This window comes from Noviherbaspirillum sp. UKPF54, from assembly GCF_007874125.1.
Lineage (GTDB): Bacteria > Pseudomonadota > Gammaproteobacteria > Burkholderiales > Burkholderiaceae_D > Noviherbaspirillum.
The window spans coordinates 2,244,081-2,270,366 of record NZ_CP040128.1; the positions used below are offsets into that span (position 1 = coordinate 2,244,081).

The following is a 26,286-nucleotide window of genomic DNA, read 5'->3' on the forward strand; positions in this document are numbered from 1 at the left end:
CGGCCGTTTGGAGCAGATTGAACACGAGGACCAGGAAAGGAAGGAAATCATGAGTACATTTGAGATTCATCGTGCCACGAAGCGTCGCGCCAAGCTGCGTCTTGGGATGTCCGGGCCGGCCGGCAGCGGCAAGACCTATTCCGCCTTGCTGATCGCCAGCGGCCTGGGCGGGCGGATCGGCATGATCGATACCGAGCACGGCAGCGGCGATCTGTACGCCGATCTGCTGCCGGACGGCTATGACGTGCTGTCACTCACTCCGCCCTATACGCCGGCGCGCTATATCGAAGCGATTCATGCGCTGGAGGAAGCGGGCGTGTCGACCATCATCGTCGACAGCCTGACCCATGCATGGAGCGGCGAAGGCGGCTCGCTCGACCGGCAAGGCAAGATCGCCGACAAGTCGGGCAACAGCTGGCAAGCCTGGCGGCAGGTCACCCCGGAGCACAATGCCCTGGTCGAGACCCTGCTGCAAAGCCCCTGCCACATCATCGCGACGATGCGTGCCAAGACCGAGTATGTGCAGGAAAAGGATGAGCGCACCGGCAAGCAGGTAGTGCGCAAGATCGGCCTGGCGCCGATCATGCGCGACGGCATCGAGTACGAGTTCACGACTTTCTTCGAACTCGATGTGCAGCACATGGCCTTCGTCGGCAAGGACCGCACGCAGCTATTCGACGGCCAGATCTTCCGGCCCGAAATGGAAACGGGGCGCCAATTGCTGGGCTGGCTCAATGCCGGCATCGACGAGCCGCAGGTCAAGCGTAATGCCATGCCGGAAGAGCAGAAGACGGAACTGATCGACTCGATCTACCGCGCCGAATCGGTGGATGAACTGTTCCAGGCATTCTCGCTGGCCTACCGCACCGCGAATGCCTTGCCCGACCCCGAGGCGCTGGCAGAACTGACCAGGGTGAAGGATGCGCGCAAGATCCTGCTCGAAGTGCATAACGAAGCCGCCTATGGAGTTGCCGCATGAGCCCGATGTTTGAAGCGTTCGAGCTCGCGGCACAGTACCGGCAACTCGCCGGACTGCTGGCCGAGCGGCACGACGACGAGCAGGTGATCGCGGACACGCTGGAGAGTATTTCCGAGCCGCTCGACGAGCGGCTCGAAAATCTCGCCAAAATGGTGCGCAACATCGAAAGCGCCGCCGCCGGCGTGCAGCAGACGATGGCCAGTCTCGAACGCCGGCATGCCGCCCTGCAGCGCGCCGCCGAGCGCGCCCGCAGGCTGGTGCTCGACCTGATGCAGGCGGCGGGGCGCGACAAGGCGACCACGGCGCTGTTTACGATCGCGGTCAGGAAAAATCCGCCGCAAGTCGTCATTGACCAGGAGTCGGCCTTGCCGCCGGACTTCCTCACTCGGCACGAGCCACCGGCACCGACGCCCGACAAAAAGGCGATCGCTGCGGCGCTCAAGGCTGGCATCCCGGTTCCCGGCGCACGCAGCGAGCAGCATGTGCGACTTGAAATTCGTTAGACCTTCCAGCGAGGAGATTGCTATGGCAACACTGAACAAAGTCACCCTGATCGGCTATCTCGGGCATGATCCGGAAATGCGCTCCACCGCCGCCGGCGACGCCGTCGCCCATCTCGCGGTGGCGACGACCGAGACCTGGAAGGACAAGGCTAGCGGTGAAAAGAAGGAAGCGACCGAATGGCACCGCGTCGTGCTATATCGCAAACTCGCCGAGATCGCCGGCCAGTATCTGAAAAAAGGTTCGCTGGTCTACCTCGAAGGGCGACTGCAGACCCGCAAGTGGACCGGCAAGGATGACATCGACCGCTATACGACGGAAATCATTGCCGACGACATGCGCATGCTCGGCGCGCGCCCTGCGACCAGCGATACCGGCAATGAAGACAACGCATCCGCACCGGCGGCGCCGCAACACGCCCGCCAGTCGCATGCGCGTTATGAATACGAGGACGACGCCATTCCATTCTGATCAGTCGGCCCCGAGCCTTGCCTTGACCAGATCTCTCAGTCGCCAGCCTGCTTCCTGACAGGCGAGCGGGTGAGAGACCTGCGGCCGCTTACCCTGCGCGCGTCGCTGTAACGTCCACAGAAGCTCCGGCTGCCACGTCCCCAGTGGTGAAATAGCCGGCCAGTGTCTGGTTCAGCCCCCGTTCGACGGCTGTTTCGACTTTTTCCGCCAAGTCCATATCGCCGGTCTTGTTAAAAACGAATAAACGATAGACGTCGCACAATCTCAGCTGCTGCGGATTGGCCAGCAGGGTCCACTTGAACAGCCCTTCGGTAATGCGCTTGCCGAACTGGGCGCGCTTCACGTGCTCCGTCCTGATGCGGCCTACCCAGCCCGCTTCCAGCATGCTCATCAGTAGCATTTCCGACTCGTCATACCCCAGCCGCGTGCTTGTGCGGATGGCACCGGCATCGACCGCCGCCGTTGTGCCGCCTTCCCTGGCCGCGTACAAGACTTTCAGGATGGCCATCGCGTCGATGAAGGCGCTGCCGGGCGTAGCCACATGCCACCAGCGCTCATACTTCACCACCGGCAGCGCCGCGACCAGCACCGCGCCCATCAGCGTAATCATCCAGGAAACATAGACCCATAACAGGAAGATCGGCAATGCGGCCAGCGCGCCATAGATCATGGTGTAAGCCGGAATCTTGGTGACGAACACCACGAAAATGCGCTTGGCGATTTCAAAGACGGTGGCGGCAAGAAACCCGCCCGCGACGGCATCGCGCCAGTCAACCTGGCGATTCGGCACTGCAATATAGAGCAGCGTAAATGCTCCCGTCGTCAGCAGGACTGATATTGACGTGTACAACAAGGTACCGAAAAACGAGGAGCTGCCGACCAGGCCGTTGGCCGCGGCGATCAGGTACGACGTCACCGTAATCGACACGCCGATCAGCAGCGGGCCGAGCGTGATCATGGTCCAGTAGATCACCATCCGCTGCGTGAAGGTGCGCGCCCGCTTGACGCGCCAGATCTGGTTGAATGCCCGGTCGATCGTCAGCATGGTCGCCACCGCCGTCACGATCAGGCCGACCGCGCCGATGGCAGACAGGCGCGTCGCCTTGGAGGCGAACTGGCTCAGGTAGCCGAGTATCGTGTTGGAAATCGTCTTCGGCATCAGGCTCTTGATGAAATACGCTTCCAGCGATGCGCGAAACGTATTGAACAGCGGGAACGTAGTGAAAATCGCGAACGCGATTGTCAGCATCGGCACCAGCGCCAATACGGTGGTAAACGTCAGGCTGCCGGCCACCTGCGGCAAGCGTTCCTCGTCCAGCCGGCGGCGCGCGAAGCGCAGCAAGCCGCGAGCGTCGTCGAGAGGCAACTGGCGAAGTAGCGGATGGTCAAATCGAAGCATGCGTTGAATGGTTGTGCGGTGCGGTTGCCGAGGCGTTGCGATGATTGAGTGCCACTATAATACCAAGCATGAATCTCACCATTCTCGTCCTCTATTATTCCCGGCGCGGCGCCACGCGGCGGATGGCGGAGCTGATCGCGCAAGGCGTGGAAAGCGTTCCCGGCTGCGACGCGCGGCTGCGCACGGTGCCGGCGGTATCCCCCGTGACCGAAGCGACGGAGCCGGCGATTCCGGAACATGGCGCTCCCTACGTGGAGCTGCAGGACCTGGAACAATGCGCGGGCCTGGCGCTCGGCTCTCCTACCCGCTTCGGCAACATGGCCGCTCCGCTGAAATACTTTTGGGACAGCACGTCGGCGCAATGGCTGTCCGGTGCATTGAGCGGCAAACCGGCCTGCGTTTTCACATCCACCGGCAGCCTGCATGGCGGCCAGGAATCGACCTTGCTGTCGATGATGCTTCCGCTCATGCATCACGGGATGATGCTGATGGGCCTTCCCTATACCTGCCCGGAACTGATGACCACGACCACCGGCGGCACCCCTTACGGCGCCAGCCACTGGTCGGGGCCGAACGGAACGCATGCCGTCTCCGACGACACCAAATCATTGACGGTCGCCCTCGGGAAGCGACTGGCGCAAACCGCGCTCAAGCTGAAAGGAATGTGACCAATGCAAAACCCCATGCAAAAGACCTGTTATGCCGGTGCCGTCATCAGCCTCACGCTGCTGATCGCCTTGTGCGTGGCCTGGGAGCTGGCGCTTGCGCCGCTGCGCCCGGGCGGCTCGTGGATGGTCCTGAAAGTCGTGCCGCTGCTGCTGCCCTTGCGCGGCGTATTGAAGCGCAACATCTACACGATGCAGTGGTCGTCGATGCTGATCCTGCTTTACCTGGCTGAAGGCGTCGTGCGCGCCACCAGCGACAAGGGCGTGTCGGCCAATCTGGGGTGGATCGAGGTCGGACTGGTATGTGTCTTCTTCGTTTGCGTCATCTTTTATCTGCGTCCTTACAAGCAGGCGGCCAAGAGGCTGGCGCAGCAGGCCATACAGAAGGCATCGAAATGAACGATTTCCTGGACCGTTGCCGTGGAACCGTCGGAACCAGTCATGTGCTGACCGCCCCCAATGATACGGCGGCCTTCCTGACCGACTGGCGCCGCCGGTTCACGGGCAAGGCGCTGGCCGTCGTCAAGCCCGGGTCGACCGCCGAGGTCGCGGCCGTCGTACGGCTATGCAACGAATTTCGCGTGCCGATCGTGCCGCAAGGCGGCAACACCGGTCTTGTGCTCGGCAGCGTCCCGGACGACAGCGGCACGGCGATCATCCTGTCGCTGACCAGGCTCAATCGCATTCGCACGGTCGATACCGTCAACAATACGATGACCGTCGAATCGGGCTGCATCCTGGAACAGGTGCAAAATGCCGCCGCGGAAGCCAGCCGCCTGTTTCCCCTGTCGCTGGCAGCCGAAGGCAGCTGCACCATCGGCGGCAATCTCTCGACCAATGCCGGCGGCACGGCCGTCCTTCGATATGGCAACACGCGCGAGCTCTGCCTCGGGCTGGAAGTCGTCACGCCGCAGGGCGAGATCTGGGATGGGTTGCGCGGGCTGCGCAAGGACAACACCGGTTACGATTTGCGCGACCTGTTCATCGGCGCGGAAGGCACGCTCGGCATCATCACCGCCGCCGTGCTCAAGCTGTTTCCCCAGCCGCGGGCGCAATTGACGGCACTCGCCGCCATGCAGACGCCGGATGACGCCCTGCGCCTGCTGACGCTGGCGCAGGATACCTGTGGTGCGGCGCTCACCGGATTCGAACTGATGTCCGATTTCTGCCTGAAGCTGGTCGCCAAGCATTTCCCCCACCTACGCCTGCCATTTCCGCAGAATTATCCGCAGTACGTGCTGCTGGAACTGTCGGACAGCGAATCCGAAGCGCATGCGAATGCGATGCTGGAAAGCTTGATTACGGATGCGCTGGAGCAAAGTGTCATCCAGGATGCCGCGGTAGCATCATCGATCGCGCAATCGAAAGCCTTGTGGAACCTGCGCGAACATATTCCGCTAGCCCAAGCCGAGGAAGGCAAGAATATCAAGCACGACGTATCGGTGCCGATTTCGCGTATCGGTGAATTCATCCGCTCTACGGACGCGCTGCTGCAGCAAGCCTTCCCGAAATGCCGCATGGTGACCTTCGGCCACCTCGGCGACGGCAACCTGCATTACAACGTGTCGCCGCCGGAAGACGAAGCACCCGACGCATTCATTGCAAGGCAAGCGGCCGTCAACCGCGTGGTGCATGACAGCGTGCATCGCTTCGGCGGCTCGATCTCGGCGGAACACGGCCTTGGCGCGTTAAAGCGCGACGAGATCCGGCACTACAAGTCAGAGGTGGAAATGAAGCTGATGCAGACACTGAAGCAGGCGCTCGACCCGCAGGGCCTGATGAATCCGGGAAAGGTAATCCAGCCATGATGGCGCGCCGCGCGCTGACGGCGCTTTGCCTGTTGTCGTGCTCGCTACCCGCATTGGCTGTATACCGGTGCGAGGAAGGCGGCAAGATCAGCTACAGTGACATGGTCTGTGCCGGCGGCCGGCAACTGGACATCGCCGTGCCCGCCACCGATGCGGCGGACGCAAGGCTGCGGCTGGCGCAGGAAAAAAGCGAGTTGCGACGCCTGGAAAGCGACAGGCACAAGCGCGAAGCCAAAGAAGAAAAGGAGCAGGCGCGTATCGCCCATGCAATGGCAAGCCGCAAGAAAAAATGCGACACCTTGGCGCGCCGCGTCAAATGGGCTGAAGAGGATTCCCGCTTGGCGCGCGGCCGATCGGCAGACAAAGCTCAACGAAAAGCCCACCGCCTGGTGGAACAGTACGACGGAGAATGCCCGAAGTAGGCTGCACCCGGCAGGCCCTTTACGCTTCGCGCTCAGGCCGTCCTTGACTCCCCGCAAACGGCCACTCGACATTCAGCTCGTGGACTTGGCCCTGCGAGCGAAGGCATAAGCGAAGGCCAATTGCGCCCTCGTTTGCTTGCACCAGTGCAACCGCCGACGCTTCCTCGGATAACAACGGCGTCACACCGCCCGGTCCATCGCAGGATTTTCCCTGGCTCAATCTCCCAAAGAGTTCGAGCACTTCGTCGTCCGCTGGATGGTCCGGCATGCTGTTCAGGAACCCGCTTACCCGGACATAATCCGGCTGCCTCCGGTCCTTGGCTTCATGCCGTACCGCCCCTGTAGCGCGATGCTCCGGGGCATTGCCGTGCATGTACTTGCTCGACACCGGCAGAACGGAACGATGAGCGCCGGCAGCTTCGATACTCAACATGATGAACTCGTGTGCGGATGCGAGGATGTGATGAGCACACCCCGAGCGTGGACATTGGGTCACGCCGTCGATTGCATCCGCCAGCGATTCCGCGCCAAGGACGGCACGGCCGATCAGCGCGCTGGGGATGCCGTCATCGTCCCATTCGCAGGGCAAGTCATTGACCGCCTGTAGCAACCCGTCGCGCGTAAAGGCAATGGTAGAGCCCGGAACACAACCAGGATGGCATAGCCCAAGGAAGCCTGGTTTTCCGGAAGGATTCACTTCGACCAGCGAAACGTGTTCGCCCGGTAAGCCATTCTGCTGCAGCACGTACAGGATGGAACGGCTTGTCAGTCTATTGACTGCAATAGACATGCTACTAGCGATGGCATCGGGCATCAAATCGGCCCTGCAATTCCAGAGGAAGACGTCTTGTACTTCCATATCCAGGCCCAGACTGAGGCCATGGATTTCCTGCCAGAGATCCGGGAACAAATCCCTGGTCGCCTCCATGCGCCGCACGAGCGCCGAATCGCCGCGCCATTTCAGCAGTTTTTTCCATGCATCGGTGTGAACGATCACCTTGCTCATCGCAGGATGTGCGAGGCGCCCAAGCGCCCTCCCGATCTCCAGCGGAGAACCGGCAATCCTGACTGGCAAACGTGATTGCATTGCTCGAATCAATGTATCTCAGATGATAAGCAGGCGTCGTAGCATCGGCACGCGAACGACGACGTTGCTGTACAGCTGTCGATCCGCTCGCGATAAAACGCGCGGCTGAATCTTCATTCTCCTCCTTCCGGCGCAAAAATCCAGCCTGCGCCATCATGCGATACCCGGTATTTCTAGGATATTTCCTGCTTACCAGCATGCTCGGGGTGGCGCACCACATCCAATATGCGCACCTTGACCAGCTTTCCGTCAGGGCGAGGCCATTCGATTTCACTCCCCACGAACATTCCCAGAAGCGCGGTGCCAATCGGCGTAAGCACTGAAATCGTATCCGGAGTATTGCCTGTCTCACTGGGGTAAGTGAGCGTCAGGCAGAACTCCTCCCTCGGAGAATCGATCTCGAACCGGACGGTCGAATTCATCGTCACCACTGAATGCGGGATGTCGCTCAAGTCGACGATATCGGCCCGGTCGAGTTCCGCGAGCAGCGCCGACCTGCAATTGGCAGCCGATACCGGCAACATATCCAGCAGCGATTCGAGTTGCTCCAGGTCCTGCTCGGACACGGTAATGCGAGGTTTCATCATCATGGTATTTTCCGGTAATTAGTGCACGACTGGCGCGCACATGGCCGCCAGGTTGATCGATCGCCCGGCGCCGCATTGGCGCCAGCAAGGCATTCAGGATTCAAATGATGGAGGCTCGGGAGGGCGGGCAGAACCTTGCGGATATTCCAGCCGTTCACCGAGCTCCAAAGAGACGGGCGCGGCCTCGCGCAGGCAAGCACGCATGACGGATATCCGGGAACGAATATCCATTCGATGCCCAGTAAGGAAAAATGAAATCCAGAGGCTCGACAACAGACAACGCCCCCTCGTCCAGGGGCGGACAATAGCAATTCGTGAAATGGAAGGCGTTGTTCACTTTCGGCTAGTCAGCGATCAGGATCGTCGCAGCAATAACGATTTCGACGACAAAGACGATCAGCAGCCAAGCGCGCCTGTGCGCTCCGCGCCCTACCACATTGCTCGCAAGCTGGCGCTTGCCTGGCTGATCAAATACATGAAACACATGCTTCTTGAAGAAAAAACAGTTGCCCGTGCAGCCCTAGCTCAGGGGCACGGACATGGATCAAAGGCGAAAACACCGGTGATGGCACCGCTTTGGAATCAAATGCACATCGTCAAGCGTTGACGCCGCCCGATGGGAGATAGTTCTTAAGCCTCCCGCTGTTGAACGGAATCAGGCGTGCCGCGATTCGTGTTTCCGCGAATCCCGCGCATGACGTCACGCTGGCGCGTAATCATCTGGCTCGCCCTGTAGGACGCCCGCTTGAATGCGCTATCGATCGCCGCATACATGTCTTCCTGAACGTCCTTGATCAGCACTGTCGGGCGTCCGGGGATGACAACGGCCACCTGGCACAGCATGTCACGCCCCCCTTTGGGACCGTTCAGATCCCGCAGGCGTACCGATATGGATTGGATCTTGTTTTGGAGCGAGATGAATGCAAAACGCAAGCGGCGTGCGAGATGATCCCGAAGCGACGGGGTTAATTCGAATTCGCTCGCCATGAAATGAACCTGCATGAAGACCTCCTCTTACGGAACATGTGACGCGGTCTTGTTCAAACCGCAGCTCCATGGTTCCATAGAAAACGAAGTGGCAAAAGATGCATTTACCTGACGTCAGGTTCCGAAAAACAGGACAGTGCATTCGTTCTCCGGGACCCGCAGGATGACTTGACGGTGTCGCCCTCGCCATGAAACAGGCCGTGGCCGGAACAAGCGTGAGCAGGCGTTGCGAGCGCCACCGAGGGTAGGCTCTTTTCCTGCCGATTGAATCAGTGATGGGGAAAAGGCGAGATGGCCCGTCCTACACGATTCGAACGTGTGACCTACGGCTTAGAAGGCCGTTGCTCTATCCAACTGAGCTAAGGACGGAGGGGAGAATTACCGAAATATAATACTTAACTACACGCGGCCACAACAAAAGTGCATGGCCGCCACCTTGCAACGAGCGGAAAGGATGCCGCGCCGGCAGGGCTTGCGGATATTACATCTAATGGACGAGTGTTTCAACGGCCAGTCGCAGTTTGTTGTCCAACATCAGCTGCTTCAGTTTGTCGATTGCTGACATCCGCGCATGGCGAAAAACCATCGACACCGTTCAGGCAGCGCATTCAGGAGAAATCGAAGATGTCGAACGGAGAGGAGGAAGGATAAACTGCTGTGGCCGCACCTCTGCGGCAAATTCTGGTCGGGGCGAGACGATTCGAACGTCCGACCACCTGATCCCAAATCAGGTGCGCTACCAGGCTGCGCTACGCCCCGAGAGCACGCATCATACAGTTCCCCGCGGCCGAGGTCAATTTATAACTGCCGCGCCCGAAAAATAAAAGCAGGAGCGACTGTCACTACGCCCCTCCTGCTTATCAACGGCCGGCGCATCCGCTGCGTCGGCCGCCTTTCACACCTCCAGTTTGTCTACGATGCGACGCGCCATTCGTTGCGCCGTTTCCGCGTTTGCGGCCTCCACCATCACGCGGATTAGCGGTTCGGTGCCGGATGCGCGGATCAGCACACGGCCGTTGTCGCCCAGTTCAGCTTCGACCACTTCCTTTTCAGCGACGACCGCCATGTTCTTTTGCCAGTCAAAGCCCGGAGCGACCTTCACATTGATCAGGCTTTGCGGATACAGCACGAGTTCGGCAGTCGCCTCTGCCAGCGTCTTGCCGCTGCGCTTTAGCGCCGACAACACCTGCAGCGCCGAAACGATGCCATCGCCGGTAGTATGCTTATCCAGGAAAAGCAGGTGCCCCGAACCCTCCCCGCCGATCAGCCATCCCCGCTCCTGCAACACCTCGAGTACGTATCGATCCCCAACCTTGGCGCGGGCAAAGCCGATGCCCATCTGCTTGAAGGCGACTTCCAGCGCCATGTTGGTCATCAGGGTGCCGACCACCCCGGCAACCGGTCCGCCATGCATCCGGTCCTTGGCCATCACGTAGAGCAATTCGTCACCGTTATAAACCCGGCCGGTCGCGTCCACCATCAGCAAGCGGTCGGCATCACCATCGAGCGCGATACCGAGATCGGCATCATGCTCCTTGACCGCGGCCGACAAGGCTGCCGGTGCGGTCGCGCCAACGCCATCATTAATATTGAGTCCGTTCGGCGCATTGCCGATAGCGATCACATCTGCCCCAAGTTCATGGAACACATCGGGCGCGATGTGGTAAGCGGCGCCGTGAGCGCAGTCGACCACGATCTTCAGGCCGCGCAAGTCCAACTCGTTAGGGAAAGTGCTCTTGCAGAACTCGATATACCGCCCCTGCGCATCGGACAGGCGCTTGGCCTTGCCCAGCTTTTCCGAACCCACGCATTCTATCGGCTGATCCAGCGCAGCCTCGATCTCGGCCTCCACCGCGTCAGGCAGCTTGTTGCCCGACGCAGAAAAAAACTTGATGCCGTTGTCGTCGTAAGGATTATGAGATGCAGAAATGACGACGCCTGCCGACAGGCGCAAAGCACGGGTCAGATAAGCGATCGCTGGCGTCGGCATCGGGCCGGCCAGCATCACGTCGACGCCGGCCGCCGCAAATCCGGCTTCAAGCGCCGCTTCCAGCATGTAGCCGGAAATGCGCGTGTCTTTGCCAATCAATACGACCGGATTCGCCGTCGTCGTTTCCACCTTGGCCAGCACCTTGCCGGCCGCATAGCCGAGCCGCATGACGAAATCGGGTGTAATCGGAAGGCTGCCCACCCGCCCTCGCACGCCGTCCGTGCCGAAATATTTTCGTGTCATTCTTTAATATCCCTAGTTGAAATCGTGAATCGCACGCCAGACCTTGATTGCATCCACTGTTGCCGCCACGTCATGAACGCGCACAATCCTCGCGCCATGGGCTACGGCTGCCAAGTTCGCTGCAAGCGTACCGGCCAGGCGCTGCTCCACCGGTCTGCCGGTAATCGCGCCTATCATCGATTTACGTGACAGGCCCGCCAGCACCGGCAAGCCCAAATCATCGGAAATCCTTTGTGTATCTCTCAAAAGGGCAAGGTTATGCACCAACGTCTTGCCAAACCCAAAGCCGGGATCGACGCATAACCGCTCGCGCGCAATGCCTGCGTCCTCCGCAGTCCGGATTCGTTCGCGCAAGAACGAGAGAACTTCGTCTGTGACGCTTTCATACTGAGGCTGCATCTGCATCGTCAGAGGCTCTTTCTGCATATGCATGATACAAAGCGCACAATCACTTTCCTTGACGACACTCAACGCGTCATTAGCCCTGAATCCATTAATGTCATTGATCATGTCAACGCCTGCAGCCACTGCCTCGCGCATGACCTCCGGCTTGTAGGTATCAATCGACAAAGGCTTGCCGCAATCGCGAAGCGCATAGATCACTGGCATTACCCGGCGCAACTCTTCGTCAAGTGGCAAGGGTTGCGAACCAGGACGGGTTGACTCGCCGCCGATATCGATAATATCGACGCCTTCCGCAATCATTTGCTCGGCATGCGTTAACGCCAGATCCAGCGACTGGAATTGCCCCCCGTCCGAAAAGGAATCTGGCGTTACGTTGAGGATCCCCATCACTAGGGTTGGAGCATCGCCGCCAAGAGAAAAGCGGTAACGCCCGCATTGCAACTTCTGAGTGGTCATTTCCTGTTTGAGTAAATTGTCCGCGCATCGGCGCGCACACATTATCGTGCTGATCAGCGAAGAATGCATCCCATAAAAAAAGGGTGGGGATCATTCCCCACCCTTTTTCCATTACTTCCGATTAGCGGCGAAATCAGGCCGGCGCCGTCGCGTTGGGAGAGACGCCTCCAGATGTACTGTCCGACGCGGATCGTTTGGTCGGGACGCCCGCTTTGGGCGGACGCGGCTCATGGCCCTCCATGATGTCGTTGATTTGCTCGGCATCGAGGGTTTCCCATTCGAGCAAAGCCTTGGCCATGGTTTCGACCTTATCCTGATTTTCTTCCAGCAATTTGCGTGACAACGCATATTGCGCATCAAGAATCAGGCGAATTTCATTGTCGACCTTTTGCTGCGTCGCTTCCGACACGGTCTTCGCTGTCATACGGCCGAAGTAGGCATCCTGCTCGCTATCTTCGTACACCATGGTCCCCATGGTTTCCGACATGCCATAGCGGGTAACCATGGCGCGCGCAAGTTTGGTTGCGCGCTCAAAGTCATTCGACGCGCCGGTAGACATCTGATGCATGAATATCTCTTCGGCGATCCGGCCACCAAACAGGATCGCGATCTCTTCCAGCATCTTGTCTTTGTACATGTTCACACGGTCATGCTCGGGCAATTGCCAAGTCAGACCAAGGGCATAGCCGCGCGGCATGATTGTCACTTTATGCACCGGGTCTGCTTTCGGCAGCAATTTGGCAACCACTGCATGGCCGGATTCATGGTAGGCCGTATTGCGACGCTCTTCCTCGCGCATGACGGCGGATTTGCGCTCCGGACCCATCACGATCTTGTCCTTGGCATCTTCGAAATCCTGCATTTCCACCAGGCGCTTATTACGGCGCGCAGCGAACAATGCGGCTTCATTCACCAAGTTGGCCAGATCGGCACCGGAAAAGCCCGGTGTGCCACGGGCCAGAATGTCTGCCTTGACGTCCGGCGCGATCGGCACCTTGCGCATGTGGACGTACAAAATCTGCTCGCGGCCGCGAATATCGGGCAGACCGACCATCACCTGGCGGTCGAAGCGGCCCGGACGCAGCAATGCCTTGTCCAGCACATCGGCACGGTTGGTTGCTGCGATCACGATCACGCCGGAATTAGCTTCGAAACCATCCATTTCCACCAGCAACTGGTTCAGCGTCTGTTCGCGCTCGTCGTTGCCACCGCCCATGCCGGCGCCGCGATGGCGGCCGACCGCGTCGATTTCATCGATGAAGATGATGCAAGGGGAATGCTTCTTTGCATTTTCAAACATGTCGCGCACGCGCGAGGCACCTACGCCGACAAACATTTCAACGAAATCCGAGCCGGAAATCGTGAAGAACGGGACCTTCGCCTCGCCGGCGATGGCACGCGCGAGAAGGGTTTTGCCGGTTCCCGGTGGACCGACCATCAACACGCCGCGCGGAATACGACCGCCCAGCTTCTGGAATTTGGTCGGGTCGCGCAGGAAATCGACCAGCTCCTGCACTTCTTCTTTCGCTTCGTCGCAGCCGGCAACATCGGCAAAGGTCACGGTATTGCTTGCCTCATCGAGCATGCGCGCCTTGGAGCGGCCGAACGAGAAGGCGCCGCCCTTGCCACCGCCCTGCATCTGGCGCATGAAGAACACCCAGACGCCGATCAGGAGCAACATCGGGAACCAGGAAATGAATACTTGCGAGAGGAAGGATTGTTCCTCAGGCTGCTTGACGTCGAACTTGACATTGTTGTTCACCAAGTCGCCGATCAGGCCGCGGTCGAGATAGGTAACGGCGGTCTTGACCTTCTTGCCTTCCGTGGTTGTCGCCACGATGGTCCGATCCTCGATGGTGGCTTCCTTGATATGCTTGGACTTGACTTCGTCGAGGAAATCCGAATATGCCACCTGCTGCGCGCCGCCGGCCAGAGTTCGGCCGTCGAACTGCTTAAAGACGGTAAAGAGCACCAAGGCGATGACCACCCAGATGGCGGCCTTGGAAAACATGTTGTTCACTAGGACTCCTTAGACGCAGGCGCGCCTATTTACAAGACTTGTAAAATTGATTCTACCCGCATTAATCAGCGCTTGCTAGGCTGCATGTGCGGCTAAGACCCTGAAATTCAAGGGTTATCAAGTAAATAACGTGGCTTTAAGAGGGGTTTTTGAGCACTTTGCCGAGCAAAAAGACTTCTGACGATTTATCCCTGCTGGCTTTGGGCTTCTTGGACACAACGGTCTTGAATTCCTGCCTGAACTTTTCCACCAGTTGGGTATAGCCCGTCCCGTTGAAGCATTTGACGAGCAAGGCGCCGGAAGGTTTCATGTGGGCCTGCGCGAATTCTATGGCCAGATCAATGATATGTTCGACGCGGGCCGCATCGGTCACGGCCACGCCGGACAGGTTGGGAGCCATGTCGGACAATACCAGGTCCACCTTGCGGCCGCCCACCACTGCCTCCAGTTGCTCCAGCACGTCCTGTTCACGGAAGTCGCCTTGGATGAAATGGACGTCGGCGATCGGGTCCATCGGCAGCATGTCCAGGCCGATGATGGTGCCGTTGATGCCGCCGCCCTCCTTCCCTGCCAGCTTGTTGCGCAAGTATTGCGACCAGCTGCCGGGAGCGCATCCCAGGTCCACGATGATCTGCCCCGGCTTGATCAGCTTTTCGCTCTCGTCGATCTCTTTCAGCTTGTAGGCGGCACGGGCTCGATAGCCCTCCTTCTGCGCCAGCTTCACGTAAGGGTCGTTGATATGGTCGTTCAGCCAGTTTTTGTTGAATTTGTTCTTTGCCATTCGCGTAGAATACCGCTTTTGAAGGATTTATTGATTATGTTAAAACTCACCCCTGCGGAGCGCAGCGCGCTTCGCTCCGAGGCCCACGCGCTCAACCCGGTGGTCATCGTCGGCGACGCCGGACTGACGCCCGCCGTGCTCAAGGAAATCGATGGCAGCCTGAATGCGCACGGCCTGATCAAGGTCCGCGTAGCCGGCGACGACCGCGATGCGCGCATCGAAATGTATGGAACCATCTGCGAGCAGCTCGGCGCCGCTCCCATCCAGCATATCGGAAAGCTGCTGGTGCTCTACCGTCCGAAAAAAGAAGCACAAAAGGAACGCAGCGAAAAACGCGGCAAGGGCCTGCGCGAAGTCACTATCGTCAAGCCCAGCCCGAGCGGCACAAAGCGCCCTACCGTCACAAAGGTAGTGTTAAAAGGTAACGAGCGGGTAACCGCCGGCGGCCTGATCAAACGCGCCAAGCCGCGCCAGACCAGCAGCAAGAAATCGACTTAAGCTTCTACCGCACGGCCAGAACAAGCGCGATAGCCAGCAGGCTCTGAACAAGGTAGAAAGCGCTTGAAATGCCGTGCAGGATGCCGAACTGCGTTCTGGCGTCAGCTGCCATGACTCCTCCGGGACCGACCGCCTCCTTGAGGGCGGCCATGTACGGATGGAGACCGAAATATCCAATCACCGTGCAAGCCAGCATGCCGGCGACGATCCACGATAGTCTCCGCCCCGGCTTGCCGCTATGCGGACCCGTCATGCCAGCGGCGAGAGCAAGCAAAACGGTGGCGCAAAATACCGACAGCCATGCTTCGATGCGAAACAGGCTGCCCGCAATCGAACCGGCCAGCACCTTGTCGTCGAGCGTCGCAAACAAGGTCGGCGCCACCAGATAGCCGATCGTCCACAGGCTGCCAGCCCACAGGGTTGCGATCAGCAGGCGGGCAGGTGCGGCGAGCATGGCAGATCAGATATAACGGACTTCGAGAACTTCGTATTCACGCACGCCGGAAGGTGCATTCACTTCGACCACATCACCGGCGTATTTGCCGATCAACGCGCGAGCGATCGGGGAAGTGATCGACACTTTCTTCTCTTTCAGGTCGGCTTCGTCCTCGCCGACGATCTGGTAGGTGACCTTCTGGCCGGACTCGAGGTCTTCCAGGTCGACGGTCGAGGCAAACACGATGCGGCCTTCCGCATCCAGCACCGCAGGGTCGATGATTTGCGCCGCGCTCAACTTGCCTTCGAGTTCGGCGATGCGCCCTTCGATAAAGGCCTGGCGCTCTTTCGCCGCATCGTACTCGGCATTTTCGGACAGGTCGCCCTGCGCGCGCGCCTCGGAAATCGCATTGATGACTGCCGGGCGATCTTTGGTCTTCAGGCGATGCAGCTCTTCCTTCAAGAGTTCTGCACCGCGCTTGGTAATAGGAACTGTGCTCATGCTTTTCTATTGATCAAATGAAAACCACAGAGGTCACAAATAGTGCCGGGAAGAACCCGGTACCGTTTGTGACCTCTGTGGCGAGATTAAATTATCGGGTTAGTGTAAGGTTTTATGCAGGCCTTGTAAATCGTAGACATGCAACTCATCAAGATGCCGCATGCCTTCGACTGCCGCCTCCGCACCGGCAATCGTCGTGTACGTGGTGGCCCGCGCCAGCAGCGCCGAGGTACGAATGGCGCGCGAATCGGCGATTGCCGTGCGCTTTTCCTCGACGGTGTTGATGACCATGACAATCTCGTTGTTCTTGATCATATCAACCACGTGCGGACGCCCCTCCACCACCTTGTTGACGGCGGTAACCGGAATGCCGGCCGCGCTGATTGCTGCTGCGGTTCCCCTGGTCGCGACCAACGTGAAACCGAGCCCGGCCAAGTCTTTCGCCACCTGCACTGCGCGCGGCTTGTCGCTGTTCTTGACGCTCAAGAAAACCTTGCCTGATTTCGGTAGCTTCACGCCTGCACCCAGCTGCGACTTGACGAAGGCTTCGCCGAAGGTCTTGCCCACGCCCATTACTTCGCCGGTCGATTTCATTTCCGGGCCGAGGATGGTATCGACGCCCGGGAACTTATTGAACGGGAATACGGCTTCTTTCACGCTGTAGTACGAAGGCACCACTTCGTCCTTGACGCCCTGGCTGTCGAGCGACTGGCCGACCATGCAGCGCGCGGCGATCTTCGCTAGCTGCAGCCCGGTCGCCTTCGACACGTACGGCACGGTGCGCGAGGCACGCGGGTTCACTTCCAGAACGAACACCACATCCTGCAGCTTGCCGTCGATTTCCTGCTGCTGGATAGCGAACTGCACGTTCATCAGGCCGACCACGTTCAGGCCCTTGGCCATCAGCGCGGTCTGACGCTTCAGTTCGGCGATCGTTTCCGGCGACAGCGAATACGGCGGCAGCGAGCAGGCGGAGTCGCCCGAGTGCACGCCAGCCTGTTCGATGTGTTCCATCACGCCGCCGATGAAAGTGCGCTGGCCGTCCGACAGGCAGTCGACGTCGACTTCGATCGCATCGTTCAGGAAGCGGTCGAGCAGCACCGGCGAATCGTTCGAGACCTTCACCGCTTCGCGCATGTAGCGCTCCAGGTCGCGCTGCTCGTGCACGATTTCCATCGCACGGCCGCCCAGCACGTAGGAGGGGCGCACCACCAGCGGGTAGCCGATTTCCTGCGCCAGCTTCAATGCTTCTTCCTCGGTGCGCGCCGTGCGGTTCGGCGGCTGACGCAGGCCCAGGTCCTGCAGCAGCTTCTGGAAACGCTCGCGGTCTTCGGCGGCATCGATCATGTCGGGCGAGGTGCCGACGATGGGCACGCCATTCGCTTCCAGATCGAGCGCCAGCTTCAGCGGCGTCTGGCCGCCATACTGCACGATCACGCCGTACGGTTTTTCCTTGTCGACGATTTCCAGCACATCTTCCAGCGTCAGCGGCTCGAAGTACAGGCGGTCGGAGGTGTCGTAGTCGGTCGATACCGTCTCCGGGTTGCAGTTGACCATGATGGTCTCGTAGCCGTCTTCGCGCATCGCCAGTGCCGCGTGCACGCAGCAATAGTCGAATTCGATGCCCTGCCCGATGCGGTTCGGACCGCCGCCCAGCACCATGATCTTCTTCTTGCCGGTCGGCTGCGACTCGCACTCTTCATCATAGGTCGAGTACATGTAGGCCGTATTGGTCGCGAATTCGCCGGCGCAAGTGTCGACGCGCTTGTACACCGGGCGCACGTTGAATTCGCGGCGGCGGTTGCGCACTTCCTTGTCGGTCGTCTTCAACAGCTTGGCCAGTCGACGGTCGGCAAAACCCTTCTGCTTCAGCTTGAACAGCATTGCCTTGTCGAGATCTTCGAGCTTCTGCTTTTCCAGCCACAATTCGATGTCGACGATTTCCTTGATCTGCACCAGGAACCACGGGTCGATGTGCGTGAGCTGATGCACCTCTTCCAGCGAAAAACCCTTTGCGAACGCGTCGCCGACGTACCAGATGCGTTCCGGACCGGGCTCGCCCAGCTGCTCTTCGATGGTTTCGCGGTCGGTGGTCTTTTCGTTCATGCCGTCGACGCCGACTTCCAGGCCGCGCAGCGCCTTCTGGAACGATTCCTGGAAGGTGCGGCCGATCGCCATCACCTCGCCCACCGATTTCATCTGGGTGGTCAGGTGGCTGTCGGCCTGCGGGAATTTTTCGAATGCGAAACGCGGCACCTTGGTCACGACATAGTCGATGGAGGGCTCGAACGAAGCCGGCGTGGCGCCACCAGTGATTTCGTTGCGCAATTCATCCAGCGTGAAGCCGACCGCGAGTTTCGCGGCGACTTTCGCGATCGGGAAGCCGGTCGCCTTCGACGCCAGCGCGGACGAACGCGACACGCGCGGGTTCATCTCGATCACTATCATGCGGCCATCGGCCGGATTGACCGCGAACTGCACGTTGGAGCCGCCTGTGTCCACGCCGATCTCGCGCAGCACCGCCAGCGAGGCGTTGCGCATGATCTGGTATTCCTTGTCGGTCAGCGTCTGAGCAGGAGCAACGGTGATCGAGTCGCCGGTATGCACGCCCATCGGATCGAGGTTTTCGATCGAGCAAACGATGATGCAGTTGTCCTTCTTGTCGCGCACCACTTCCATCTCGTACTCTTTCCAGCCGATCAGGGATTCCTCGATCAGCAGTTCCGAGGTCGGCGACGCTTCCAGGCCGCGCTTGCAGATGGTTTCGAATTCTTCCGGGTTGTACGCGATGCCGCCACCGGTGCCGCCCATCGTGAACGACGGGCGGATGATGACCGGGAAGCCGATTTCGCGCTGCACCGCCCACGATTCTTCCATCGTGTGCGACACGCCCGAGCGGGCCGAGCCCAGGCCGATCTTGGTCATCGCTGCCTTGAACTTGGAGCGGTCTTCGGCCTTGTCGATCGCTTCCGGGGTGGCGCCGATCAGTTCGCACTTGTACTTGTCGAGCACGCCGTTGCGGCTCAGGTCGAGCGCGCAGTTCAGCGCGGTCTGGCCGCCCATGGTCGGCAGGATCGCATCCGGACGCTCCTTGGCGATGATGCGCTCCACCACCTGCCAGGTGATCGGCTCGATGTAGGTGACGTCGGCCATTTCCGGGTCGGTCATGATGGTCGCCGGATTGCTGTTGACCAGGATGACCTTGTAGCCCTCTTCGCGCAATGCCTTGCAGGCCTGCGCGCCGGAGTAGTCGAATTCGCACGCCTGGCCGATGATGATCGGGCCGGCGCCAATGATCAGGATGCTTTTGATGTCTGTGCGCTTAGGCATTTTTGTGTTTCTCCATCATCGCCACGAAGCGATCGAACAGGGGGGCGATGTCGTGCGGTCCGGGCGACGCCTCGGGGTGGCCCTGGAAGCAGAATGCGGGTTTGTCGGTGCGCGCGAAGCCCTGCAGCGAACCGTCGAACAGCGACACATGGGTGACGCGGCAGTTGGCCGGCAGTGTTTCCTGGTCCACCGCGAAACCGTGGTTTTGCGAGGTAATCATCACCTGTTTGGTGTCGAGATCCTGCACCGGATGGTTTGCGCCGTGATGGCCGAACTTCATCTTGAGCGTCTTCGCGCCGGAGGCCAGCGCCATGATCTGGTGGCCGAGGCAGATGCCGAAAGTCGGAATGCCGCGCTCGATCAGTTCCTTCGTCGCCGCGATCGCGTAGTCGCACGGCTCCGGGTCGCCGGGACCGTTGGACAGGAAGATGCCGTCCGGGTTCAGCGCGAGCGCGTCGGCTGCCGACGCCTGAGCCGGCAGCACGGTCACCTTGCAACCGCGCGCGGCAAGCATGCGCAGGATGTTGTACTTTACGCCGTAGTCGAAGGCCACGACGTGGAATTTTGGATTAGCCTGCTGGCCGTAGCCAGAGCCCAGCGACCATTCGGTCTCGCTCCACACGTACGGCTTGGCGGTGGATACGACCTTGGCCAGGTCCATGCCGGCCAGGCCGGGGAACGATTTCGCCAGCGCCAGCGCCTCTTCGGCGTTGGCCGCTTCGCCCGCCAGGATCGCGCCGTTCTGCGCGCCTTTTTCGCGCAGGATGCGCGTCAGCTTGCGGGTATCGATGCCGGCGATGCCGACCACGTTCTGGGATTTCAGGTAATCCGACAGGCTTTGCGTGGAGCGGAAGTTCGACGCCAACAGCGGCAGATCCTTGATGATCAGGCCAGCCGCATGGATCTTGCTCGCTTCGACGTCTTCTTCATTGATGCCGACGTTGCCGATATGCGGATAGGTCAAGGTGACGATCTGACGGCAGTAACTGGGGTCGGTCAGGATTTCCTGATAGCCGGTGATGGCCGTGTTGAACACGACTTCGCCGATCGTATGACCGGAAGCACCGATGGAAAAACCCTGGAAAATCGACCCGTCTGCAAGCGCTAGGATGGCCGGAACTGATTGGCCAGAAAAAAATGGCAGCAAGGGTAACTCCTGAGATTGTTACCGCCGCTGCGCCGCGCCAGAACGACCGTCAACCGAACGGCATGCGTTAGGGTGCTGTGGGTCTTTTTGGGACGTGATGGAAGGGGTATGCGCTACGGCGGACTGATTTGGTTAAACCCCAAAATTATAGCCGAATACGCACTTCCCTGCAATGCCGTAAGCCTGATGTAAGACTCGTCCGCCGGCCATGCCGACGGAGGCCCTTCAGAGACCGAGCGAGGCGATTCCCGCCCTGGCGATCTGCACATCTTCGGCGGACCTGACGCCGGATACGCCGACCGCGCCGAGGCACTGGCCATCCGCCATGATAGGGACGCCACCTTCGATCATGCCTTCCAGGACCGGCGCGCTCATGAAGGAAAAGCGGCCGTTATTGATCATGTCTTCGTAAATCTTGGTTTCGCGCCGGCCGAGCGCCGCGGTTTTCGCCTTGGCCTGCGCCATGTCGACCGAAATCGGCGCCACGCCGTCCATGCGCTGCAACCACAGCAACTGGCCGCCATCATCGACCACGGAAATCGTCACCGCCCAGTTGTGGGCCCTTGCTTCCGCCTCGGCGGCCGCCGCGATTTTCTTGACTTCGTCCAACGTCAGAACTTGCTTGGATAACATCATCTCTCCCGCGAAAATTGAAGGGAGGATTGTACGACAGGCCAACCGTGCGAGACGCCGGAAAATTACCGGTTTACCGGCCGTCCTGTTGCAATGCCAGTTCGACCAAGGCTCGCAAATCGGCCGGCAGCTTGTCGAGATGCGGCAGCACCTCCGCTTGCCGTCCCTCCCGGATCCACTGAACCAGCACCGGCACCTCGGGAACGCCGGCGTCGATTGAAGCGCTTGGCACGAGCGGCTGAACCGCCGCGGACACGGCTGCCCTGGAACGCAGCAGGACCTCTTCTTCGGTGCGTCCCACGATGCCGGTTAGCGCGCAATTCAGTCCCAGCACGGCGCGCCGGTGAGCCATCCCGGCCAGCGTATCGAACGTCCGGTGCTGCGTATCCTCGGCGTCGTCACTTAACGACACCACGCCGCAACTGGCAATCAATGACAGTCGATCGTCGTGCACCAGGTCGGCGCTGGCAATGGCCTTGCATACCCGCCGCGCAAAGTAGCGTGCTGCATCGAAATTGATGCTGCCGGTCGCCAGTGTGAACTCCGCTTCGCCGGTCCGGGCAACGAGGTCGGTCTGGCGCACGTTACGCTGCAAAAGCTGGCCGATCGCGTCGACCACGCCAGCCGGCAGCACCGACTGCTCCGGACTGAGGCATCTCAGGCCGACGCAAACATTCAGGACGACGAAGTTTTTCCGGTTCTTGACGGCGTTTGCCAGCAGCACCGCCGCCTGCGTGCGCAGCACGTCGGCCGAAGGCAGATCAACCGTCTCCACCTGCGCGTGGCGCACCAGCGCCTCCAGGCTGTGTTCGAATTCGCGTTGCGTTGCCACCAGCTTGGACAGGATGTCCAGTCGGGACAACAGCTGCGCGGTGCCGATCCCCTTGGTGATCAGGTCGGTTGCACCGGCCGCCTTGGCGCGCTCGCGCTCCGCGTTTTCGTCGCTGCCCGACACCACGACCACGGGAATATCCCGGATGCGGCCGATCTTCGAACCGCGAATGCGCTGCAGCAGGCCATAGCCGTCCAGCTTCGGCATTGTCAGGTCGGTGATGACGACGCGGATATTCGGATCGATCAACAGTGTTTCCCAAGCCTCTTCCCCGTTGAGTGCCTCGCGGAATTCGAACATGCCTTCGATGTGTTTGATCAGCGACGCGCGCACGATGCGTGAGTCGTCGGCAATCAATACCCTGGGCTTGACGGAAATGTCGGGGGCGAGCGTGGCCATGCTGGTTGATCAAAAAAGATGCACTACTACAAGGATACCTTCGCACACTATTTTTTGACAGCACTACCCGATTCCCTTACATTGCAACTGTCACGCCGAAGAAACATTATCAACATGACATCACCATCCCTCCCTCAGCGCTTCCGACTCCGCCTCTGCGCGGTGGCCGCGGTCGCCTGCCTCTCCGGGATGGCTTTCGGCGCCGAACCACAAAGCACGGAGCCGGTCCCCGCCACGGCATTGACTAAATTACATAACCTGACCAGCCGGGCATCCGAGCTGGCGATTCAGGCCATGGGCATGATCGGTATCCGCTACAAGTACGGCGGCGACGCGCCTGAAAGCGGCCTGGATTGCAGCGGCCTGGTGCGCTATGTGTTCAAGCAGGTGTGGGGCAAGGATTTGCCGCGCACATCGGAACAGATCAGCCACGTCGGCCAGCATGTGGATACGAATGATTTGCGGCCAGGGGACCTAGTTTTCTACAATACCTTGCGCCGTGGCTTTTCGCATGTCGGCATTTATTTGGGCGACAACAAGTTCATCCACGCGCCCTCCAGCGGCGGCCAGGTCCGGATCGAAAGCATGGACCTGAGCTACTGGAAGCAACGCTTCAACGGCGCGCGCCGGATCAACGAGCCTGAACAACAGTAATAACAGCGCCCTACTGCGTCCGCTTGGCCGCCAGTTTCTGCTTCAATTCCGCCATCGCCGCCGTCGCCGCCTGCTCGCCGGCGAGAATGGCCGTATTCCTGCCAGGGAAATCGTTGCCCTTCATGGTCCCGAGGCGCGGCTGGATCACCACATCCGCCTCTTTCAATTCATAGTGATTGATACTCTGGCCCATGATGGCAAACGTCTGCAACAGCACTTCCAGCGAACTGGACGCCGGTTGCGCATCGGGCTGCGCCGAGATATTCACCGCGATCACGAAATCCGCGCCCATTTCCCGTGCAAAGCGCACCGGCACCGGCGAAACGAGGCCGCCGTCGACATAGGAGTGATCGCCGATGCGCACCGGCTGGAACACGCTGGGCACGGCCGACGAAGCGCGCACCGCGGCGCCGGTATTGCCGCGCCTGAACAGGATCGGCGCGCCGCTGTTGAGGTCGGTGGCCACCGCGCCGAACGGAATCTTCAGTTTTTCCAGCGGCACTTGATTGACCGCCCTGTTCACATAGTTTTGCAAGGCCTCGCCCTTGAGCACGCCGGTTGCCTTGGAAAAGAATGGCAGCGACCAGTCCGAAATCGTCGCCTCATCCATTTCCAGAGCGAGCTTGTGCAAGGCGAAACCGTTGTTGCCGGCAGCGTAAAGCGCGCCGACCACGCTGCCGGCGCTGGTGCCGACCACGATGTCGGGCACGATGCCTTGCGCCTCCAGCGCCTTGATCACGCCGATATGCGCGAAGCCGCGCGCGGCGCCGCCGCCCAGGGCGAGGCCGATCTTGACCGGGCGCGCCGGCTTCGGTTGGCTGGCGACTTGCGGCACGGGCGGCGCGGTGGTGCAGGCAGCAAGCAAAAACAGGGTGGACAGCAGGGAGATGATGGATGAACGTAGGCGATACATGAAATGTCGGCGGCGCCAGGGAGCACCTGAACAGCAGTTAAAAAACAGGCGGCCGGCCGAAGCACAAACGGCCCGGCGGCTAGAAAAGATGGAAATTGTAGCGGATGTCCAGGAATCAAGATCGCCTTCGCGGCGTCATCGCTGTATCAGCGACGGGCCCAGCCCCTGCAGCGGCCCGAGCGGATTGCGTTCGTTTTCCAGTTGATGCACCTTGGGCTTGCCGCTCCAGGTCTTGTAGACGACGGTTTCATTCTTGATAACCACGACGGCATCGAACTGCCAGCCAGAGACATCGACCTGCCGGCGGAAATTCAGGAAATCCAGCCAGAAGTTGCCATATCGGTTGCGCTGCAGGGAAAGCTGCTCGATTTCATAGGCAAAACACCGCGCCTGCGCCGATACGCATTTCTGCAAGCCGGGATCAAGCAAGCCGATGTCGAAGGAAGTGGACGGCACCAGCCGGCGCAACAGATCGGTGTGGCTCAGCAATGCGACGTTCGTGGTTTTGTCGGGATCGATGCCGAGCGCTTTCAATTCCGTCAGGGTCGTCTGGCCGGGAACGATGCTATTGAACATCGCTTGCGCCTCGGCATAGCTGTGCCAGGGCGTCCGGGTTTCCTGGCGCGCGTCGGGCAGCAGGCTGGAGCAAGCAGTCGTTGCGGCCAGCAAGCACGCCACAATGGTCCTTGCCAACACAGGCTGCAATGGTCCGTTGGGCTGAGTCAGGGGAAGGAGCCGCATAGGGGCAACTCGTCGGGCAACTTGCATACTTTCAATGTAGCATGAACTCTGCTTAGCCCAAAGAAATTCAATGCCCCCTTCCCTCGCCGGGAATCAAGCGGCTTCCTCCGCGTTGCAAATGGACTTGTTCGGAAAAGCCACGGTGAATGTGCTGCCTTTGCCAGGCTCGGACTCGATCGACAGGGAAGCATCGTGGCGCAGCAGGACGTGCTTGACGATCGCCAGTCCCAGCCCGGTGCCCTGCGTTTCCCGCGACCGACTCTTGTCGACCCGATAGAAACGCTCGGTCAGGCGGGAAATATGTTCCGGACGAATGCCGATTCCGGTGTCGCTCACAGTGAACCTCGGCCCGGCCGGCGTCGTGGTCCATGCAAGATGGATGCTGCCCTGTTCCGGCGTGTAGCGCACGGCGTTGGACGCGAGGTTGCCGAAGGCGCTGCGCAACTCATCCGTGCTGCCCCTGATGTCCGGCCCCTCGATATCGAGCGATATCCTGTGCCTGCCGTTCGACAGCGCCGTCGCCTCGCGCAGGATCTGCTCCAGCAGTGCACGAATGTTGACCCGCTCGGGGCGCAACGGATAGTCGACCGATTCCAGCCGGGTCAACGTCAGCATGTCCTCCACAAGGTTCTGCATGCGTTGGCCCTGCTCGATCATCAGGTTCAGATGTCCCATCCGGGTCTGCACATCCAGGTCGGGCTGGCTCTGCGCGATTTCCAGGAAGCCGTTGATCACGGTCAGCGGCGTGCGCAGCTCGTGCGAGGCGTTGGCGATAAAGTCGCGTCGCATCATCTCGATGCGTTCCGTCTCGGTGACGTCGTGCGTGACCAGGATCTGGCGTCGGTTTTCGAACGGGATGATCTGTACGAACAGCTTGCGCTCGCGCAGCGACAGGGTAAGCGGCTGCTCGTAGCGGCCGAGGATGACGTAATCCATGAATTCCGGGCTGCGGATCAGGTTGGTGACGCGCATGCCCTTGTCGCGTTCCAGGTGCAGGCCGAGATGCTTTTCCGCCGCCGGATTGCACCATTCCAGGAACAGCACATCGTCCATGATGACCACGCCATCCGGCAGCAGGCTCATCGCCTGCCGGAAGCGCGCCAGCCACTCGGCCAGCTCGGCCTGGTTCTTTTCATCGTCGCGGCGCAGCTTGTACAGGCGCGAAAAGATATCGGTCCAGGCGCCCCAGCCATCCGGCAGCCGGGCGCTGGCCGGGTGATCGAGCCAGTCGGCCAGCCGGTACAGGTAATGCAGCTGCGCGACCAGCGCCACTCCCATGCCCGCCAGCGCGGCTGCAAGCCCGGCGACGATGCCGAAAAAATGCCCGACCGCGCCGGCGCAGACCAGCAGCAGCGCCAGGCGCAGGCCGGCCGGCACCCAGAATAGCAACTGAGGATTCAT

27 protein-coding genes and 2 tRNA genes are annotated in these 26,286 nt (G+C 60.2%); 10 read left to right on the forward strand and 19 right to left on the reverse strand.

The features are described 5' to 3' along the window. Positions 1-49 precede the first annotated feature (49 nt). The 3 genes from FAY22_RS10365 to ssb are packed head-to-tail and all read left to right on the forward strand — an operon-like array spanning position 50 to position 1,951. Positions 50-979: an ATP-binding protein gene (locus FAY22_RS10365; protein ID WP_146330125.1), complete on the forward strand. Its 930-nt coding sequence runs from the start codon at positions 50-52 to the stop codon at positions 977-979. After that, a complete protein-coding gene (locus FAY22_RS10370; protein WP_146330126.1) occupies positions 976-1,482 on the forward strand; it encodes a siphovirus Gp157 family protein in 507 nt (168 codons plus the stop codon). Before FAY22_RS10365 ends, FAY22_RS10370 begins: the two co-directional genes overlap by 4 nt. 22 nt (positions 1,483-1,504) lie before the next feature. Further along, positions 1,505-1,951 carry a single-stranded DNA-binding protein gene (ssb, locus tag FAY22_RS10375; RefSeq protein WP_305778384.1) on the forward strand — a complete coding sequence of 149 codons (447 nt, stop codon included), beginning with the start codon at positions 1,505-1,507 and terminating at the stop codon, positions 1,949-1,951. Positions 1,952-2,039: 88 nt separating this feature from the next. Here the strand turns inward: ssb and FAY22_RS10380 are convergent, their stop codons facing one another. After that, complete coding sequence (locus FAY22_RS10380) at positions 2,040-3,350, reverse strand: YihY family inner membrane protein (RefSeq protein ID WP_146330127.1); 1,311 nt, start codon at positions 3,348-3,350, stop codon at positions 2,040-2,042. A 68-nt stretch (positions 3,351-3,418) separates the two neighbouring features. On the opposite strand from FAY22_RS10380, the gene wrbA reads away from it, so the two are divergent. From wrbA to FAY22_RS10400, 4 genes are read left to right on the forward strand one after another with little or no spacing between them, the layout of a single operon-like run. After that, positions 3,419-4,018: an NAD(P)H:quinone oxidoreductase gene (wrbA, locus tag FAY22_RS10385; protein ID WP_146330128.1), complete on the forward strand. Its 600-nt coding sequence runs from the start codon at positions 3,419-3,421 to the stop codon at positions 4,016-4,018. A 3-nt stretch (positions 4,019-4,021) separates the two neighbouring features. Continuing rightward, positions 4,022-4,414: a DUF2069 domain-containing protein gene (locus tag FAY22_RS10390; RefSeq protein ID WP_146330129.1), complete on the forward strand. Its 393-nt coding sequence runs from the start codon at positions 4,022-4,024 to the stop codon at positions 4,412-4,414. Beyond that, positions 4,411-5,823 (forward strand): FAD-binding oxidoreductase, encoded by a 1,413-nt coding sequence (locus FAY22_RS10395; protein ID WP_146330130.1) that lies wholly within the window; start codon positions 4,411-4,413, stop codon positions 5,821-5,823. The genes FAY22_RS10390 and FAY22_RS10395 overlap by 4 nt, the downstream gene beginning before the upstream one ends. After that, positions 5,820-6,245 (forward strand): DUF4124 domain-containing protein, encoded by a 426-nt coding sequence (locus tag FAY22_RS10400; RefSeq protein ID WP_146330131.1) that lies wholly within the window; start codon positions 5,820-5,822, stop codon positions 6,243-6,245. Before FAY22_RS10395 ends, FAY22_RS10400 begins: the two co-directional genes overlap by 4 nt. Before the next feature lie 19 nt (positions 6,246-6,264). On the opposite strand, the gene FAY22_RS10405 is transcribed toward FAY22_RS10400, so the two are convergent. Both FAY22_RS10405 and rnk read right to left on the reverse strand, forming a co-directional pair. Beyond that, the gene (locus tag FAY22_RS10405; RefSeq protein WP_168204819.1) at positions 6,265-7,251 is read right to left on the reverse strand and encodes a C45 family peptidase; all 987 of its coding nucleotides are present in this window, start codon (positions 7,249-7,251) and stop codon (positions 6,265-6,267) included. Between the two features lie 254 nt (positions 7,252-7,505). Beyond that, positions 7,506-7,922 carry a nucleoside diphosphate kinase regulator gene (gene rnk, locus FAY22_RS10410; protein WP_146330133.1) on the reverse strand — a complete coding sequence of 139 codons (417 nt, stop codon included), beginning with the start codon at positions 7,920-7,922 and terminating at the stop codon, positions 7,506-7,508. Positions 7,923-7,959: 37 nt separating this feature from the next. On the opposite strand from rnk, the gene FAY22_RS10415 reads away from it, so the two are divergent. Further along, positions 7,960-8,526, forward strand: coding sequence for a hypothetical protein (locus FAY22_RS10415; protein ID WP_146330134.1), 567 nt, complete (start codon positions 7,960-7,962; stop codon positions 8,524-8,526). 23 nt (positions 8,527-8,549) lie between these two features. Here the strand turns inward: FAY22_RS10415 and FAY22_RS10420 are convergent, their stop codons facing one another. The 7 genes from FAY22_RS10420 to FAY22_RS10450 form a co-directional block, all read right to left on the reverse strand. Further along, on the reverse strand, positions 8,550-8,921 hold the full coding sequence (locus FAY22_RS10420) for an HPF/RaiA family ribosome-associated protein (protein WP_146330135.1): 372 nt from the start codon (positions 8,919-8,921) through the stop codon (positions 8,550-8,552). Between the two features lie 277 nt (positions 8,922-9,198). Further along, positions 9,199-9,275: transfer RNA gene (locus FAY22_RS10425), tRNA-Arg, on the reverse strand. Between the two features lie 313 nt (positions 9,276-9,588). Next, positions 9,589-9,665 (reverse strand) — tRNA-Pro (locus tag FAY22_RS10430). A 136-nt stretch (positions 9,666-9,801) separates the two neighbouring features. Continuing rightward, positions 9,802-11,139 (reverse strand): phosphoglucosamine mutase, encoded by a 1,338-nt coding sequence (gene glmM / locus FAY22_RS10435; RefSeq protein WP_146330136.1) that lies wholly within the window; start codon positions 11,137-11,139, stop codon positions 9,802-9,804. Positions 11,140-11,151: 12 nt separating this feature from the next. Next, positions 11,152-12,000: a dihydropteroate synthase gene (gene folP / locus FAY22_RS10440; RefSeq protein WP_146330137.1), complete on the reverse strand. Its 849-nt coding sequence runs from the start codon at positions 11,998-12,000 to the stop codon at positions 11,152-11,154. 133 nt (positions 12,001-12,133) lie between these two features. After that, positions 12,134-14,020 carry an ATP-dependent zinc metalloprotease FtsH gene (gene ftsH / locus FAY22_RS10445; RefSeq protein WP_146330138.1) on the reverse strand — a complete coding sequence of 629 codons (1,887 nt, stop codon included), beginning with the start codon at positions 14,018-14,020 and terminating at the stop codon, positions 12,134-12,136. 136 nt (positions 14,021-14,156) lie between these two features. Further along, a complete protein-coding gene (locus tag FAY22_RS10450) occupies positions 14,157-14,801 on the reverse strand; it encodes an RlmE family RNA methyltransferase (protein WP_146330139.1) in 645 nt (214 codons plus the stop codon). Positions 14,802-14,837: 36 nt separating this feature from the next. On the opposite strand from FAY22_RS10450, the gene FAY22_RS10455 reads away from it, so the two are divergent. Further along, positions 14,838-15,299 carry a YhbY family RNA-binding protein gene (locus FAY22_RS10455; RefSeq protein ID WP_146330140.1) on the forward strand — a complete coding sequence of 154 codons (462 nt, stop codon included), beginning with the start codon at positions 14,838-14,840 and terminating at the stop codon, positions 15,297-15,299. Positions 15,300-15,303: 4 nt separating this feature from the next. Here the strand turns inward: FAY22_RS10455 and FAY22_RS10460 are convergent, their stop codons facing one another. From FAY22_RS10460 to FAY22_RS10485, 6 genes are all read right to left on the reverse strand, one after another. Next, the gene (locus FAY22_RS10460; protein WP_146330141.1) at positions 15,304-15,753 is read right to left on the reverse strand and encodes a DUF4149 domain-containing protein; all 450 of its coding nucleotides are present in this window, start codon (positions 15,751-15,753) and stop codon (positions 15,304-15,306) included. 6 nt (positions 15,754-15,759) lie between these two features. Next, positions 15,760-16,236: a transcription elongation factor GreA gene (greA, locus tag FAY22_RS10465; RefSeq protein ID WP_146330142.1), complete on the reverse strand. Its 477-nt coding sequence runs from the start codon at positions 16,234-16,236 to the stop codon at positions 15,760-15,762. Positions 16,237-16,335: 99 nt separating this feature from the next. Next, positions 16,336-19,566, reverse strand: coding sequence for a carbamoyl-phosphate synthase large subunit (gene carB / locus FAY22_RS10470; protein ID WP_146330143.1), 3,231 nt, complete (start codon positions 19,564-19,566; stop codon positions 16,336-16,338). Further along, positions 19,559-20,713, reverse strand: coding sequence for a glutamine-hydrolyzing carbamoyl-phosphate synthase small subunit (carA, locus tag FAY22_RS10475; RefSeq protein WP_146330144.1), 1,155 nt, complete (start codon positions 20,711-20,713; stop codon positions 19,559-19,561). Before carA ends, carB begins: the two co-directional genes overlap by 8 nt. Positions 20,714-20,938: 225 nt before the next feature. After that, complete coding sequence (locus FAY22_RS10480) at positions 20,939-21,346, reverse strand: heme-binding protein (RefSeq protein WP_146330145.1); 408 nt, start codon at positions 21,344-21,346, stop codon at positions 20,939-20,941. A gap of 73 nt (positions 21,347-21,419) precedes the next feature. After that, positions 21,420-22,577, reverse strand: a complete 1,158-nt coding sequence (locus tag FAY22_RS10485; protein ID WP_146330146.1) for a response regulator — start codon at positions 22,575-22,577, stop codon at positions 21,420-21,422. A 189-nt stretch (positions 22,578-22,766) separates the two neighbouring features. Here FAY22_RS10485 and FAY22_RS10490 point away from each other — a divergent pair, with 189 nt between their 5' ends. Then, positions 22,767-23,231 (forward strand): C40 family peptidase, encoded by a 465-nt coding sequence (locus tag FAY22_RS10490; protein ID WP_246860750.1) that lies wholly within the window; start codon positions 22,767-22,769, stop codon positions 23,229-23,231. Positions 23,232-23,241: 10 nt separating this feature from the next. Here FAY22_RS10490 and FAY22_RS10495 read toward each other — a convergent pair whose 3' ends face one another. The 3 genes from FAY22_RS10495 to phoR form a co-directional block, all read right to left on the reverse strand. Further along, positions 23,242-24,144: a patatin-like phospholipase family protein gene (locus FAY22_RS10495; RefSeq protein ID WP_146330147.1), complete on the reverse strand. Its 903-nt coding sequence runs from the start codon at positions 24,142-24,144 to the stop codon at positions 23,242-23,244. 135 nt (positions 24,145-24,279) lie between these two features. After that, entirely contained in the window at positions 24,280-24,837 is a 558-nt protein-coding gene (locus tag FAY22_RS10500) for a hypothetical protein (RefSeq protein ID WP_146330148.1), read from the reverse strand. Between the two features lie 141 nt (positions 24,838-24,978). Continuing rightward, positions 24,979-26,286, reverse strand: coding sequence for a phosphate regulon sensor histidine kinase PhoR (gene phoR, locus FAY22_RS10505; protein ID WP_146330149.1), 1,308 nt, complete (start codon positions 26,284-26,286; stop codon positions 24,979-24,981).

Coding starts and splice junctions, on each gene's coding strand:
- FAY22_RS10365 (WP_146330125.1), top strand. CDS start 50: ATGAGTACATTTGAGATTCATCGTGCCACGAAGCGTCGCGCCAAGCTG.
- FAY22_RS10370 (WP_146330126.1), top strand. CDS start 976: ATGAGCCCGATGTTTGAAGCGTTCGAGCTCGCGGCACAGTACCGGCAA.
- ssb (WP_305778384.1), top strand. CDS start 1,505: ATGGCAACACTGAACAAAGTCACCCTGATCGGCTATCTCGGGCATGAT.
- FAY22_RS10380 (WP_146330127.1), bottom strand. CDS start 3,350: ATGCTTCGATTTGACCATCCGCTACTTCGCCAGTTGCCTCTCGACGAC.
- wrbA (WP_146330128.1), top strand. CDS start 3,419: ATGAATCTCACCATTCTCGTCCTCTATTATTCCCGGCGCGGCGCCACG.
- FAY22_RS10390 (WP_146330129.1), top strand. CDS start 4,022: ATGCAAAACCCCATGCAAAAGACCTGTTATGCCGGTGCCGTCATCAGC.
- FAY22_RS10395 (WP_146330130.1), top strand. CDS start 4,411: ATGAACGATTTCCTGGACCGTTGCCGTGGAACCGTCGGAACCAGTCAT.
- FAY22_RS10400 (WP_146330131.1), top strand. CDS start 5,820: ATGATGGCGCGCCGCGCGCTGACGGCGCTTTGCCTGTTGTCGTGCTCG.
- FAY22_RS10405 (WP_168204819.1), bottom strand. CDS start 7,251: ATGAGCAAGGTGATCGTTCACACCGATGCATGGAAAAAACTGCTGAAA.
- rnk (WP_146330133.1), bottom strand. CDS start 7,922: ATGATGATGAAACCTCGCATTACCGTGTCCGAGCAGGACCTGGAGCAA.
- FAY22_RS10415 (WP_146330134.1), top strand. CDS start 7,960: ATGGCCGCCAGGTTGATCGATCGCCCGGCGCCGCATTGGCGCCAGCAA.
- FAY22_RS10420 (WP_146330135.1), bottom strand. CDS start 8,921: ATGCAGGTTCATTTCATGGCGAGCGAATTCGAATTAACCCCGTCGCTT.
- glmM (WP_146330136.1), bottom strand. CDS start 11,139: ATGACACGAAAATATTTCGGCACGGACGGCGTGCGAGGGCGGGTGGGC.
- folP (WP_146330137.1), bottom strand. CDS start 12,000: ATGACCACTCAGAAGTTGCAATGCGGGCGTTACCGCTTTTCTCTTGGC.
- FAY22_RS10450 (WP_146330139.1), bottom strand. CDS start 14,801: ATGGCAAAGAACAAATTCAACAAAAACTGGCTGAACGACCATATCAAC.
- FAY22_RS10455 (WP_146330140.1), top strand. CDS start 14,838: ATGTTAAAACTCACCCCTGCGGAGCGCAGCGCGCTTCGCTCCGAGGCC.
- FAY22_RS10460 (WP_146330141.1), bottom strand. CDS start 15,753: ATGCTCGCCGCACCTGCCCGCCTGCTGATCGCAACCCTGTGGGCTGGC.
- greA (WP_146330142.1), bottom strand. CDS start 16,236: ATGAGCACAGTTCCTATTACCAAGCGCGGTGCAGAACTCTTGAAGGAA.
- carB (WP_146330143.1), bottom strand. CDS start 19,566: ATGCCTAAGCGCACAGACATCAAAAGCATCCTGATCATTGGCGCCGGC.
- FAY22_RS10480 (WP_146330145.1), bottom strand. CDS start 21,346: ATGTTATCCAAGCAAGTTCTGACGTTGGACGAAGTCAAGAAAATCGCG.
- FAY22_RS10485 (WP_146330146.1), bottom strand. CDS start 22,577: ATGGCCACGCTCGCCCCCGACATTTCCGTCAAGCCCAGGGTATTGATT.
- FAY22_RS10490 (WP_246860750.1), top strand. CDS start 22,767: ATGGCTTTCGGCGCCGAACCACAAAGCACGGAGCCGGTCCCCGCCACG.
- FAY22_RS10495 (WP_146330147.1), bottom strand. CDS start 24,144: ATGTATCGCCTACGTTCATCCATCATCTCCCTGCTGTCCACCCTGTTT.
- phoR (WP_146330149.1), bottom strand. CDS start 26,286: ATGAATCCTCAGTTGCTATTCTGGGTGCCGGCCGGCCTGCGCCTGGCG.